We start from the raw sequence: 13,334 nt of genomic DNA, 5'->3' as shown, positions 1-13,334 counted from the left end.
CTCGCGTGCCCCGACTGACGCCGCCGGCGATCACGCCCGGAACCCAGCGCGACCTGCCCCAGCCGGTCCTCTACGCCGACGGTCTGCACCTGCGGCCGTGGCGCACCTCGGACGCCGCCGTGCTGGTCGCCGCCTACACCGACCCCGCCATCCGCAGGTGGCACGACCGGTCGATGGACCGCGACGAGGCCGTCGCGTGGGCGGCGTCCTGGTCGCGGCGGTGGGCGGACGAGACCGGCGCCGGCTGGGCCGTCGCGACGCCCGACGAGGTCCTCGGCCAGATCAGCCTGCGGTCGCTGCAGCACGGCGACGGACGCTCCGACGTCTCCTACTGGGTGCTGCCGCAGGCCCGTGGCCGGGGGATCGCCACCACCGCGCTGCGCACGCTCAGCACCTGGGCGTTCACGACGCTCGGGCTGCACCGGATCGAGGTGGACCACTCGGTGGCCAACCCCGCCTCCTGCACGGTCGCCACCCGGGCGGGCTTCCGCCTGGAAGGCACCAAGCGGGGCGACGCCCTCCACGCGGACGGCTGGCACGACATGCACCTGCACGCCCGGGTCTCCGGGGACGGGCCGATCAGCTGAGCAGCTCGTGCCGGACGATCGTGGCCTCGCGGCCGGGTCCGACCCCGATCGACGAGATGCGCGCACCCGAGATCTCCTCGAGCCGCAGCAGGTAGCGCTGCGCGGCGGCGGGCAGGTCGTCGAACTCGCGGGCCCCGGAGATGTCCTCCGACCAGCCGTCGAGGTACTCGTACACCGGCGTCGCGTGGTGGAAGTCCGACTGGTCGTACGGCATCTCGTCGAACCGGCGGCCCTTGACGTCGTACGCCACGGCGACGGGGATCTTGTCCCGGCCGGTCAGCACGTCGAGCTTGGTGACCACCAGGTCGGTGAGCCCGTTGACGCGGCTCGCGTAGCGGACCACGACGGCGTCGTACCAGCCGGTGCGGCGCGGGCGGCCGGTCGTGGTGCCGAACTCGCCCCCGGTCTGCCGCAGCCACTCGCCGTCGTCGTCGAGCAGCTCCGTCGGGAACGGCCCCTCGCCCACGCGGGTGGTGTACGCCTTGGCGACCGCGACGACGCGGTCGATCCTCGTCGGTCCCACGCCCGAGCCCGTGCACGCGCCGCCGGCCGTGGCCGACGAGGACGTGACGAACGGGTAGGTGCCGTGGTCGACGTCGAGCATCGTCGCCTGGCCCGCCTCGAAGACGAGCGTCCTGCCCTCGTCCAGCGCGGTGTTCAGCAGGAGCGGGGTGTCGGCGACCAGCGGGTGCAGGCGCTCGGCGTGGCGCAGCAGGTCCTCGACCGTCTCCTCGACCGTGATGGCGCGGCGGTTGTAGACCTTCACCAGCAGGTGGTTCTTCTGGTCGAGGGCGCCCTCGACCTTCTCCCGCAGGATCTTCTCGTCGAACAGGTCCTGGATGCGGATCCCGACGCGGTTGATCTTGTCGGAGTACGCGGGGCCGATGCCGCGGCCGGTGGTGCCGATGCGGCGCTTGCCCAGGAACCGCTCGGTGACCTTGTCGAGGGTGCGGTTGTACGGCGCGATCACGTGGGCCGCCGAGGAGACCTTGAGGGCGGACGTGTCCACGCCCCGGGCCTCGAGCGCGTCGATCTCCTCGAACAGGACCTCGATGTCCACGACGACGCCGTTGCCGATGACCGGCACGACACCGGGCGACAGGATCCCTGAAGGGAGCAGGTGCAGGGCGTACTTCTCGCCACCGATCACGACCGTGTGGCCCGCGTTGTTCCCGCCGTTGAACTTCACGACGTAGTCCGTCCGCGCACCGAGCTGGTCGGTGGCCTTGCCCTTGCCCTCGTCGCCCCACTGAGCTCCGAGCACCACGACGGCCGGCATCCAGATCACCACTCCCCCTGCCTACGGTGCGCGCCCGTGGAGAGGGCGCGGGCACCGGGCGGCAGTGACCCAGTACCTCCGAGAGGGTACCGGACCGTCAAGAGATGGTCATGTTCACCGTAGGTTGGCGACCTCGGTGACCGAGGTGCCGCTGTCGACGAGGAACGTCTCGCACCGCGTCGCCTCCTCGGACTCGCCGATGGCCTCCGCGGCCTCCGCGAGCGCGAGCAGCGACCGCAGGAACCCCTCGTTGGGCGCGTGGTCCGCGGGGATCGGCCCGCGACCGCGCCAGCCGGCCCGGCGCAGCGCGTCGAGACCGCGGTGGTAGCCCGTGCGCGCGTAGGCGTAGGCGGCCACCGGGTCACCGTCGTCGGCGAGGGCGTTCTCGGCCAGCAGCGCCCACAGGATCGACGCCGCCGGAGCCGCGGCGACCGCCTCCCGCGGGGTGGCTCCGCTGCTCAGTGCCGCGCGGGCGTCGGCGTCCGGGCCGTCGGCGGGCAGCAGCGTCGGGGCGGGACCGTCCAGCAGGTTCTCGTGGCTCATGGACCCAGTCTCCCTCACCGCGTGCGACGCGCTGGGAGCGCGACTACAGTCGTCCCGCCGACCTGGACCACTGTTCGGCACGCACCTCCCCCCGCAGACAGGGTGCCCATGATCGAGATCTCGACGTCCTCGACCTCGACGACGTTGACCGTCGCCGGCGACCTGGACCTGGCCGAGCGTGACCAGTTCCCGGAGATCGCCGCGCGCGTCGTGGGCCTTCGCCGTCAGCTCGTGGTCATCGACATGTGCCGGGTCACCTTCATGGACTCGACCGGGGCGGCCTTCCTCATCTCGCTCGCCGACGCCGGTCGCAAGCGCGGCGGAGCGACCGTCCTGCGCGGCGCGGACCCGCGGGACCTGTTCGTCATCGAGATCTGCGGCGCCCTCGACCTGTTCCGCATCGACGCGGACCACCGGTGCGAGTCGAGCGTCGAGCAGACGGACTTCCGCCGTCCCGACGGCGCGTCCGCCCCGGCCTAGCGTCCGCCGTCCGGCAGCGAGCCGGGTCGCACCTTCGCCCACACCAGCTTGCCGCCGCGGGACTGCCGCCAGCCCCAGTCCGCGAGGCGCTCGACGATCTGCATGCCGAAGCCGCCCACCCGGCCAGGGTGCCCGTCGGTCGTGACCGGCGGCGCGGGGTTGGCGTCCTCGACCTCGATGCGCAGGCCGTCCCCCGTGTCGTAGAGCTGCAGCGACACGTGCCCGAACCCGTGCAGGACGGCGTTGGCGACGAGCTCGGAGACCACGAGCTCGGCGTTCGCCGCGTCCTCGATCCCCCACGCCTGGCAGGTCCGCACCACCGCGTGCCGCGCGCGCCCGATCGACGCCGCCTCGCTCGGCAGCGACCAGCGACGCCGGCGAGGGCTGCGCGTGCGCCCGGACGTGTCCAGCGGGGACGGCACGCGCACCACGACGACGGCGACATCGTCCTCGGGGTGGTCCGCGAGCCGCGACAGCAGCTCCTCGCCGACGCCCGCCGCGTCCCGTGCCGTGACGGCCGCGGCCACCGCCGACAGGGCCCCGAGCCCGTCGCGCAGGCCGCGGTCGCGGCGCTCGATGAGGCCGTCCGTGTAGTAGACGACGACGTCGCCGGGCTCCAGGTCGACCGACCCGGTGGACCGGGGCGTCCCGCCGAAGCCGATCAGCGGACCGCCCGCCGCGTCGAGCAGCGTGACGCCTCCGGCGCGGACGAGCAGCGCCGGGAGGTGCCCCGCCCGGGAGTACTCCAGCCGCCACACGTCGTCGGTCCGGGTCAGGGTCGACAGCACCAGACCCGCCGGGCGCGGCACCCGCATCCCTGCCACGAGCTGGTCGACACGCTCCAGCACCGGGCCGGGCGTCGTGATGTCGAAGATGTAGGAGCGGACCACCGAGCGCAGCTGACCCATCGACGCGGCCGCCTCGACGTCGTGCCCGACGACGTCCCCGATGACCACGCCGACCACGTCGGGGCTGACCTGCAGCACGTCGTACCAGTCGCCCCCCACCTGAGCGTTCTCCGAGTTCGGCGCGTAGTACGTCCACACGTCCAGGCCGTCGACCTCGGCCTGCTCGGGGAGCATCGCCCGCTGGAGCGTCTCGGCCAGCCGGTGCTCGCGGTCGTAGAGCCGTGCGTTGTCGATGACGAGCCCGACCCGGCGCGCCGTCAGGTCCAGGACCGTGCGCACGGACGGCTCCAGGTCCCGCAGGCCGTGACCGTCGTGCGGGTGCACGACGAGCACCCCGAGCACCCGGCGGCGACCGGGCAGCGGGAAGACGAGGACGGAGCGCTCGGTGCCGTCCTGGGCTGCCCCCAGCCCCGCCTCCGCCTGCTGGGCGATCCACGCGGACGCCGTCCCGGGACCGTAGAAGCTCCCGAGCGCCACCTCGACCGGCCGGTCGGTCTCGGCGTCGAGGAGCTGCTGGACGAGGTCGGGTGCGACGTCCCGCACCGTCGGACCCTCCCCGTGGCGCGAGCCCTTGCCGGTCGGCGGGCGACCCGCGTCGATCCCGTCGGCCACGCGCAGGCCGCCGTCGTTGAGGTAGAACGCCGCCCACCCGACGACGGCCCGGCGCAGGATCGTCGCGATCTCGCGCAGGGCGTGCGGGTCGTCGACGTCCATGAGGAGGTCCGACACCTGCGCGATGAGCCCGAGGCTGCGCCGCTCGCGGCGTTCCGTCTCCACCATCGCGGCCTGCTCCGCGTCGTGCGACAGCTGCTCCGTGAGGTCCTGGAGCGCGGCGACCCAGTGGGTCGGGGGTCCGTCGTCGTCGGCGCGGACCGGGGAGAGGTGCGCGCGGCAGGCGAGCCGGGTGCCGTCGGCACGGCGCAGGACGATCGTGTGGGCGACCTCGTGCCCGGCGCGCAGGCCGGCCTCCAGGCGGGTGAGATCGCTCTGCTGCAGGGCGGTGTCGTCCAGGATCGCCGTCTGGCGCTGCAACGCCTCCTCGACGCCGTAGCCGGTCACCCGCTCGAACGCATCGTTCACCCAGATCACGGGGAGGTTCGTGACGGACGCATCCAGCAGGGCCATCGGCACGGAAGTCGCTCTGAGGGCGCGGTCGCGGACCTCGGCGAGAGCCCGATCGGGGCGCGGTGAGGCGTGGGAGTTGACCACCACCACCTCCGATCGTCTAGCGTTCCGAACAGGCTGGTCGTCGAGAAGCGGCGCGTGCCTGCCGGAAGTACCTGAGAGGAGCGCCGTGCGCGACGGTAACAGCACGATCCCCGACGGGCCTGCGGACGTCTCGCAGGCCGACCAGGGTGCAGGGGTCGTCGGAGAGCCGGGGGCGGTGCAGGTCATCGTGGGGACCGACGCCACACGCATCGTGCTCTCGGGCGAGGTCGACGCCGACCTCGGCCCCGAGCTGCAGGAGGCGACCGCGGAGGCGGAGCAGGTGGGACTGCCCATCGAGGTCGACGCTCACCACGTGACGTTCATGGACTCGTCGGGAGTCGCGTTCCTGGCCCGTCTGTCCATCCGGTCCCAGCACCGCGTCCGCCTGCTGCGGGTGCCGCCCACCGTGCGGTTCCTGCTCGAGGTGACGCGGATCGGTGAGCTCCTGGACGTCGTCGAGGGGGACGAGTCCGAGTTCCAACCGGTCGGAGACAGCACCAACTGACGAAAGGCCCCCCGGAACCGGGGGGCCTTTCGACTGTCAGGGGTCAGGCGCCGAGCGTGTGCCCGGCCGAGCGGAGCTGGCGCGCGGCCTCCGCGATGCGCTGGGCCATGCCGGCCTCGGCGAGCTTGCCCCAGGCGCGCGGGTCGTAGGCCTTCTTGTTGCCCACCTCGCCGTCCACCTTGAGGACGCCGTCGTAGTTGCGGAAGAAGTGGTCCGCCACCGGACGGCTGAACGCGTACTGCGTGTCCGTGTCGATGTTCATCTTGATGACACCGTTGTCGACGGCCTCGGCGATCTCGGCCTCGGTCGAGCCGGAGCCACCGTGGAACACGAGGTCGAACGGGTTCTCCTTGCCGATGGCGTCACCGACGGCCTTCTGGATCTCCGCGAGGATCGACGGGCGCAGCTTGACCGCACCCGGCTTGTACACGCCGTGCACGTTGCCGAACGTGAGGGCCGTCAGGTAGCGGCCCTTCTCGCCTGCGCCGAGCGCCTTGACCGTGGCCAGGCCGTCCTCGACGGTCGTGTACAGCTTGTCGTTGATCTCGGCCGTGTGGCCGTCCTCCTCGCCACCGACGACGCCGACCTCGATCTCGAGGATCGTCCGGGCGGCGACCGAGAGCTCGAGGAGCTCCTCGGCGATGACCAGGTTCTCGTCGAGCGGCACGGACGAGCCGTCCCACATGTGCGACTGGAACGTGGGGAGCTTGCCGGCCTTGACCTGCTCGATCTCGAGCGCGAGCAGCGGCCGCACCCAGGAGTCGAGGTTCTGCTTGGCGCAGTGGTCGGTGTGCAGCGCGACGGTCACCGGGTAGCCCTTGGCGACCTCGGCCGCGTAGGCCGCGAGCGCGAGCGAGCCGGCGACGCGGTCCTTGACGGTCGCGCCGGAGGCGTACTCGGCACCGCCGACGGAGACCTGGATGATGCCGTCGGACTCCGCCTCGGCGAAGCCCTGCAGGGCGGCGGTCAGGCTCTGGGACGACGTGACGTTCACGGCCGGGTAGGCGAACTTGCCCGCCTTCGCCCGGTCGATCATCTCGGCGTAGACCTCGGGGGTGGCGATGGCCATCTGCAGCATCTCCTGCGCGTAGAGGGAGGGGGTATCGCATCGATTCTGGCACGCCCGCGCGGGGCGACGCCCGGGACGTTCTACCCCTGGACACCGGGGGCGGCGTGCCGCGCGACCCAGGCGTGCATGGCGATCGCGGCGGCCGCGCCCGCGTTGATGGAGCGGGTCGAGCCGAACTGGGCGATGTGCAGGACGTCGACGGCGGCGTCGCGGGCGGCGTCGGAGAGGCCCACGGACTCCTGGCCGAACAGCAGGACGCAGGCCCGCGGCAGGGGGTAGCCCTCCAGAGCCACGGAGCCGGGGAGGTTGTCCACGCCGAGCACCGGCAGGTCGCGCTCGCCCGCCCAGGTGAGCAGGTCCTCGACCGTCGGGTGGTGCCGGACGTGCTGGTAGCGGTCGGTGACCATGGCACCGCGCCGGTTCCAGCGGCGGTTGCCGACGATGTGCACCTCCGCCGCCAGGAACGCGTTCGCGGTGCGCACGACCGACCCGATGTTGAGGTCGTGCGCCCAGTTCTCGATCGCCACGTGGAACGAGTGCCGGCGCGTGTCCAGGTCGGCGACGATCGCCTCGAGGGTCCAGTACCGGTAGCGGTCGACGACGTTGCGGCGGTCCCCGTGCGCGAGCAGCTCCGGGTCGTACTGCTGACCCGACGGCCACTCCCCCGGCCACGGGCCGACCCCGACCTGCGTGCGCTCCTCGTCCACGGGCGCCACGCTAGGCCAGCGCGACCTCCAGCTCGACCACGGCCCAGGACAGCGGGGGCAGCCCCAGCGTCACGGCGCCGCCCTCGGCCCGCACCCCGTCGAGCGGACGCAGCCCGACGCGGTCCTGGGCGTCCTGCGCGTTCGTCGTGTGCCGGTCGCCGCCCTCGGGCACGGTCAGCACCTCGGCGCGGGTGACCCGGCCCGCGGTCCAGCCGCGCAGGTCGACCGTCACCTCCGCGTCCTCGTCGAGACCCCGGTGCGCGAGGAACAGGGCGACCCGGCCGCGCTCCTCGTCCCAGGTGGCCGACACGTCGACCAGGTCCACCGCGTCGAACCGCGCGGTGTCGTAGCGGTCGGAGGTCACGGCGGTCCGCAGGATCACGCCGCGGGCGAGCGCCGCCGTCCGTGCGAACGGCCAGAAGATCGACTGCCGCCACGCGGGGCCGCCCTCCTCCGAGCGGATGGGGGCGATGACGTTGACGAGCTGCGCCTGGTTGGCGATCTTCACGCGGTCGCCGTGCCGCAGCAGCGAGTTGAGGAACGTGCCGACGACGACGGCGTCGGTCACCGAGTACTCGTCCTCGATGATCCGCGGGTGCTCCTTCCAGATGCCCGCCTTCTCGATGACGTGCGGCTGGTCCTCGGTGTCGAGGCCGGACTGGTACCACACGTTCCACTCGTCGAACGAGAGATCGATGTGCTTCTTGTGCTTGCCCTTCGCGCGCACCGCGTCGGCCGTCGCCACCACGGACTCGATGAAGTAGTCCATGTCGACCGCGCTGGCCAGGAAGCTCGCGTGGTCGCCGTCGTGCTCCTGGTAGTAGGCGTGCAGCGAGACGTAGTCGACCTGGTCGTAGGCGTGCCCGAGCACCGTCTGCTCCCACGCGCCGAACGTCGGCATGCCCGAGTTGGAGGAGCCGCACGCGACCAGCTCGATCCGCGGGTCCACCAGTCGCATGGCCTTCGCGGCCTCCTGCGCCAGCCGGCCGTACTCGTCGGCGGTCTTGGCGCCCATCTGCCACGGACCGTCCATCTCGTTGCCCAGGCACCACAGCCGGATGTCGAACGGGTCCTCGTGGCCGTTCTTGCGTCGCCGGTCGGACAGCTCGGTGCCGCCCGGGTGGTTGGCGTACTCGACGAGAGCGCGCGCCTCCTCGACGCCCCGGGTGCCCAGGTTGACGGCCTCCATGACCTCGACGCCGGCCACGCGGGACCAGTCGACGAACTCGTGCAGCCCGAACGCGTTCGTCTCCACGGTGTGCCAGGCGCCGTCCAGCCGTCGCGGCCGGTCCGGTCCGACGCCGTCCTCCCACGCGTACCCCGACACGAAGTTGCCCCCGGGGTACCGGACGACGGTCGCACCCAGCTCCTTGACCAGGTCCAGCACGTCGCGGCGGAAGCCCTGGTCGTCGGCCGTCGGGTGGCCGGGCTCGTAGATGCCGGTGTAGACGCACCGGCCCATGTGCTCGACGAACGACCCGAAGATCCGCCGGGGAACCGCCCCGACGACGAAGTCGCGGTCGAGCGTGACGCGTGCGCGGGACATGGAGCTCCTTCGATCGGTGGGTCGTGCAGGTGCTACTGACCGCCGAAGCCGGTCGTGGCGAAGCCCTTGATGATCTGGCGCTGGAAGAACAGGAAGACCACCACGAGCGGGAGCGCGGCGAGCACCGCCGACGCCATGACCTGCGCGTACTGCAGGCCGTAGGCGCTCTTCACCGTCTGCAGGCCCACCGGCAGGGTCATCAGCGACGCGTCGCTCGTCGCGATGAACGGCCACAGGAAGTTGTTCCACGCCCCGATGAACACGAACATCGACACGGCGGCCAGGATCGGTCGCGACAGCGGCAGCACGATCGACCAGAACACCCGCAGGCGACCGGCGCCGTCGATGCGTGCGGCGTCCTCGAGCTCGATGGGCACCTGGTCGAAGAACTTCTTGAGGATGAACACCATGGCCGGGTGGACCACCTGCGGCAGGATCAGCGCCCAGTAGGTGTCGATGAGGTTGAGCGTGAGCATCTCGTAGAACAGGGGCACGATCAGCACCTGCGGCGGGATGATGATCGACGCGATGATCCCCCAGAACAGCCAGCGCCTCCCGGTGAAGTCCAGCCGCGAGAACGCGTAGGCGGCCAGCGCCGTCACCACCAGGGTGATCAGCGTGATCGCGACGGTGGTGATCAGGCTGTTCCAGGTCCACAGCGGGATGTTCCCCTCGCGCAGCACTCTCGTGTACGCGTCGGTGGTGAAGCCGTCGGACGGCACCCAGGACACCGGTGTCGCGGCGGCGGCCGTCTCGGACTTGAACGAGGTGACCACGGCCCAGAGGAACGGCAGCAGCCAGAACGCGGCGAGCAGGACGAGGGCGACGATCGCTCCGATGCGACCGGGGCTCGCGAAGCGCTCCCCGATGCGCAGGCCGGCCTTCTCGGCGAACCGACCGCGCTGCCTGTGCACCGCGCCGACGGCCTGGGGCTGGGGGGTGACGGTGGTGGTCATCAGGCGCTCCTCCTCGTCGTCAACCGCATCTGACCGATCGCGACGATGACGATGATGGCGAAGAAGATGTAGGCGATCGCCGAGGCGTAGCCGAACCGGTAGCCGGTGAACCCGACCTCGAAGATGTACTGCACGGTCGGCCGCGTGACGCCGCCGGGTCCGCCCTGGGTCATCATGTAGATCTGGTCGAAGACCTTCAGCGAGGCCAGGACCTGCAGGATCGCGATCAGCACCGTCGTCGGCCCCAGCTGCGGGATCGTGATCGACCGCAGCTGCCGCCAGCGGCCGGCGCCGTCCAGCGCGGACGCCTCGAACTGCTGCTCCGGGATGTTCTGCAGGGCCGTCAGGTAGAGCAGGAAGTTGAACCCGACAGTCCACCACAGCGTCTCGACGACGACCGCGATCATCGCCCACGTCGGGTCCTGCAACCAGGCGATCGGCTCGACGCCCACGGCCCCGAGCATGTAGTTCACGAGCCCGAGCTGCGGGTTGTACATCCAGATCCAGATCTGGGCCGCGACGGTGGACGCCAGCAGGAACGGCATGAAGAACGAGAGCCGCCACAGCCACTGCCCGGGCAGCCCCTGGTGCACCAGCAGCGCCAGGACCAGCGCGACCAGGACCAGCGGGACCGTGGACAGCACCGTGAACCACAGGGTGTTCAGCAGGGAGCGCCACATGATGGGGTCTCGCAGCGCCTCGGCGTAGTTGTCGAACCCGATGAGCTGGCCACCGGCCCCGGTGATGCTCTCGCCGGTGAAGCTGAGGTAGAAGCCGTGCACGAACGGCCAGATGAGGAACATCACGAAGACGACCACGAACGGGGCGACGAACGCCCAGCCGATGCGGTTGTCGCGGGCCTTGCGTTCCTTCTCGCCGCGTCGCACCTCCTCGGCTGACGTCGTGCGAGGCGGTGCGCCCGTGGCCGAGGCGTCGAGAGCTGCAGAGGACACGTTCAACTCCTTCGGGTCACACCGGGTTCGGCTTGGCCAGCTGCACGTTCACCCGGCGGACGAAGGAGGCGAAGCCCTCGGCCGGGTCGGCGCCGTCCAGGTACACGCCCTGCACGGTCTCCAGGAAGTAGTTCTGGAAGTCGCTGCCGGAACCCGTGAACCACGCCTCCGGGTCGTAGTTGAGGATCTCCGCGGCGGGCGCGTAGTGCGCCTGCGGGACGAGCGCCTGGTACTCGGCGCTCTGCACGACGGGCTGGAACCCGGGGATGTGCCCCGCCTCGGCCCAGCCGAGCGAGTTCTGCAGGAGGTCGGCGACGAACCGGTAGCTGGCCCGCCGCTGCTCGGGGTCGGGGCTCGACTGGTGCGGCAGCGTGAACGCGTGCGAGTCGGCGTAGGCGGCAGGCGTCCCGAACAGCGTGGGGATGGGCTGGGCGTCGAACGCGAGGCCCGAGTTCTTGGCGGTCGGCAGCTCCCAGACACCGGTGAAGAACATCCCGCTCTCGCCGGACATGAACTCCGAGACCGCGGTGCCGTAGTCGCCGTTCGGTGTGCAGATGGTCCCGTCGAGGAGCTGCTGGATGAACTCGAGCGACGAGACCGCGGCGTCGTCGTCGACCGTCGCCGTGAGGCCGGACAGGTCGAAGTCGGCGTCGTGCTGCTTGTAGAACGTGTAGAAGAGCCGCCACATCTGGGCGCCGTCGCCCAGGTAGCCGTACGACAGCCCGTGCTTGCCGGTCACCGCCTGCATGGCCCGGGCGACCTCGAGGAACTGGTCGGGGCTGGTGATCGGCGCCAGCTGGCCGTCCGGTCCGAGCACCCCGGCCTGCTCGGCGACGTCGAGGTTGTACATCATGATGAACGGGTGCGAGTCGAGGGCGATCGAGTACTGCTGGCCGTCCAGCCCGCCCTTGGCCCACACGCGGTCGAGGAAGTCGGACTCCTGCACCCCGAGCTCGGCCAGGAGGTCGAGGTCCCACGGGTCCAGCAGCCCGCCCGGGGCGTAGCCTGCCACGCGTGAGGCGTGCATGATCGCGACGTCCGGCGACCGCCCGCCGACGCTCGCCATGGCCAGCTTGGTGTAGTACGGCGCCCCCCAGGCCAGCACGGTCTGGGTGGCCTCGTAGCCGTGGTCGAGGGCGTTGACCTGGTCGACGAGGCCGGCCATGTTGATGCCGTCACCGCCGCTGAGCAGGTGCCAGTAGGCGAGCTGGTGCAGGCCGCTCGCCGACGCCGTCGGAGCGCACCCGGCGAGCGCCGAGGCTGCCGCGACGCCGCCGACGGTGGCGAGGGACCCGATCAGCATCTGTCGCCGGGTGAGGCCCGGACCGGCTGGGAGGGCCGCGCCGGCGGGGGTGCGGCGGGGCGCGAGGTGGTGCAGTGCCATGCCCTCACTCCTTCGTGAGACGCGTCCGACGTCGTCGTCGGTAGCCGGCCCGGCGTCGTCGCCGTGTCCGGTTCGCATCATTACATCGTTGGAACGGGCTCGCCAACCGACGCGCTCACACTGCAGTCAACAGGTCCGTGACCAGCGCGGACGTCAGCCCGTGCTGGCGCGGACCACGACCTGGTGCGGGTAGACCAGCTGTCGCGGCGACCGGTCGGGGTCCGCGATGCGCTCGGTGAGCAGGTCGAGCGCGGCGACCGCGTAGCCCCGGAGGTCGAACGCCACCGTGGTCAGCGGCGGGACCGCGTACCTGGCCCCCGCGACGTCGTCGAACCCGGCCACCGCGACGTCGTCCGGCACCCGCAGCCCGCGCTCCCACAGCACGCTCAGCACGCCGAACGCCATGGAGTCGGTGAAGCAGACGAACGCGTCGGGAGCCGGGAAGCGGACCAGGTGCGCCCGCGTCGCCTCGACCGCCTGCTCCGTCGTCCAGTGCCGGACCGGGATCTCGAGGTCCGGGTCGTGCACGACACCGGCAGCCGCCAGGGCCGCCCGGTACCCCTCCGTGCGCTGCCGCGCCGCCGCCGTCTCCACGCCCACCGGCGGGGTCCCCACGGCGGCGATCCGCCGCCGGCCCGTCACCAGGAGGTGCTCCGTCACGTCCCGCGAGGCACCGACGCTGTCCACGCCCACGTGGTCCGCCCGGTCCTGGACGACCTCGCCGATGAGCACCGTCGGCGGCAGCGGCCCCGGCACCACCGGCACGGCCGAGTCCTCCAGCGAGACAGGGTTGAGCACGAGCCCGTCGAGCAGGTGCGACCGTGCGCGGGACAGCAGGTCGCGCTCGCGCCCCGGCTCCGCTGCGGTCTCCTCGATCTGCAGGGACCAGCCGCGCGAGTGCGCCTCCTCGACGAAGTGGTGCGCCAGCTCCGCGGAGAACGCCGTCGACAGGTCGGGCAGGGCCAGGGCGATCAGTCCGTACCGGCCGTTGCGCAGCCCGCGCGCGCCGAGGTTGGGCACGTAGTCGAGCTCCGCGAGGGCGCGCTCGACACGCTCCCGCGTCTCCGGGCGCACGAAGACGACGCCGTGGATGACGTTGGAGACCGTCTTCGGCGACACCCCTGCCCGGGCAGCGACGTCCTTCACGGTGGCCCGCACGCCGCCATTGTTCAGCACGCCGGTGCACACGGTCCGCACAACCCGGCCAC

Annotated in this window: 13 protein-coding genes; 3 read left to right on the top strand and 10 right to left on the bottom strand. The window is 71.7% G+C overall.

Annotated elements, in window-relative coordinates:
* The first annotated feature begins 5 nt into the window (after positions 1 to 5).
* Positions 6 to 587 carry a GNAT family N-acetyltransferase gene (locus CTE05_RS07305; protein WP_146845457.1) on the top strand — a complete coding sequence of 194 codons (582 nt, stop codon included), beginning with the start codon at positions 6 to 8 and terminating at the stop codon, positions 585 to 587.
* Here CTE05_RS07305 and CTE05_RS07300 read toward each other — a convergent pair.
* Together CTE05_RS07300 and CTE05_RS07295 are read right to left on the bottom strand one after the other, a co-directional pair.
* Positions 580 to 1,866 (bottom strand): adenylosuccinate synthase, encoded by a 1,287-nt coding sequence (locus tag CTE05_RS07300; protein ID WP_146845506.1) that lies wholly within the window; start codon positions 1,864 to 1,866, stop codon positions 580 to 582. The two genes, CTE05_RS07305 and CTE05_RS07300, sit on opposite strands and share 8 nt — an antisense overlap.
* Before the next feature lie 114 nt (positions 1,867 to 1,980).
* Positions 1,981 to 2,409, bottom strand: coding sequence for a DUF3151 domain-containing protein (locus CTE05_RS07295; RefSeq protein ID WP_146845456.1), 429 nt, complete (start codon positions 2,407 to 2,409; stop codon positions 1,981 to 1,983).
* Between the two features lie 108 nt (positions 2,410 to 2,517).
* On the opposite strand from CTE05_RS07295, the gene CTE05_RS07290 reads away from it, so the two are divergent.
* Positions 2,518 to 2,889 carry an STAS domain-containing protein gene (locus CTE05_RS07290; RefSeq protein WP_146845455.1) on the top strand — a complete coding sequence of 124 codons (372 nt, stop codon included), beginning with the start codon at positions 2,518 to 2,520 and terminating at the stop codon, positions 2,887 to 2,889.
* Here the strand turns inward: CTE05_RS07290 and CTE05_RS07285 are convergent.
* On the bottom strand, positions 2,886 to 5,012 hold the full coding sequence (locus tag CTE05_RS07285) for a SpoIIE family protein phosphatase (protein WP_371863355.1): 2,127 nt from the start codon (positions 5,010 to 5,012) through the stop codon (positions 2,886 to 2,888). The genes CTE05_RS07290 and CTE05_RS07285 overlap by 4 nt on opposite strands.
* Before the next feature lie 79 nt (positions 5,013 to 5,091).
* Here CTE05_RS07285 and CTE05_RS07280 point away from each other — a divergent pair, with 79 nt between their 5' ends.
* A complete protein-coding gene (locus CTE05_RS07280; RefSeq protein ID WP_186814769.1) occupies positions 5,092 to 5,511 on the top strand; it encodes an STAS domain-containing protein in 420 nt (139 codons plus the stop codon).
* A 43-nt stretch (positions 5,512 to 5,554) separates the two neighbouring features.
* On the opposite strand, the gene fbaA is transcribed toward CTE05_RS07280, so the two are convergent.
* The 7 genes from fbaA to CTE05_RS07245 all read right to left on the bottom strand — a co-directional run bounded on the left by fbaA (position 5,555) and on the right by CTE05_RS07245 (position 13,284).
* Complete coding sequence (fbaA, locus tag CTE05_RS07275; protein WP_146845452.1) at positions 5,555 to 6,580, bottom strand: class II fructose-bisphosphate aldolase; 1,026 nt, start codon at positions 6,578 to 6,580, stop codon at positions 5,555 to 5,557.
* 80 nt (positions 6,581 to 6,660) lie between these two features.
* The gene (locus tag CTE05_RS07270) at positions 6,661 to 7,287 is read right to left on the bottom strand and encodes a TrmH family RNA methyltransferase (RefSeq protein WP_246123401.1); all 627 of its coding nucleotides are present in this window, start codon (positions 7,285 to 7,287) and stop codon (positions 6,661 to 6,663) included.
* 10 nt (positions 7,288 to 7,297) lie between these two features.
* On the bottom strand, positions 7,298 to 8,833 hold the full coding sequence (gene arfA, locus CTE05_RS07265; protein ID WP_146845450.1) for an arabinosylfuranosidase ArfA: 1,536 nt from the start codon (positions 8,831 to 8,833) through the stop codon (positions 7,298 to 7,300).
* Positions 8,834 to 8,865: 32 nt separating this feature from the next.
* Positions 8,866 to 9,789 carry a carbohydrate ABC transporter permease gene (locus CTE05_RS07260; protein WP_146845449.1) on the bottom strand — a complete coding sequence of 308 codons (924 nt, stop codon included), beginning with the start codon at positions 9,787 to 9,789 and terminating at the stop codon, positions 8,866 to 8,868.
* Positions 9,789 to 10,676 (bottom strand): carbohydrate ABC transporter permease, encoded by an 888-nt coding sequence (locus CTE05_RS07255; protein ID WP_246123412.1) that lies wholly within the window; start codon positions 10,674 to 10,676, stop codon positions 9,789 to 9,791. Before CTE05_RS07255 ends, CTE05_RS07260 begins: the two co-directional genes overlap by 1 nt.
* Positions 10,677 to 10,758: 82 nt before the next feature.
* Positions 10,759 to 12,126 (bottom strand): extracellular solute-binding protein, encoded by a 1,368-nt coding sequence (locus CTE05_RS07250; protein WP_146845447.1) that lies wholly within the window; start codon positions 12,124 to 12,126, stop codon positions 10,759 to 10,761.
* Positions 12,127 to 12,279: 153 nt separating this feature from the next.
* Positions 12,280 to 13,284, bottom strand: coding sequence for a LacI family DNA-binding transcriptional regulator (locus tag CTE05_RS07245; RefSeq protein WP_146845446.1), 1,005 nt, complete (start codon positions 13,282 to 13,284; stop codon positions 12,280 to 12,282).
* Positions 13,285 to 13,334: the final 50 nt, after the last annotated feature.

It is taken from the genome of Cellulomonas terrae, assembly GCF_007990265.1.
In the GTDB taxonomy this organism is placed as follows: domain Bacteria; phylum Actinomycetota; class Actinomycetes; order Actinomycetales; family Cellulomonadaceae; genus Cellulomonas; species Cellulomonas terrae.
This window is presented reverse-complemented; position numbering and strand designations above follow the sequence as displayed.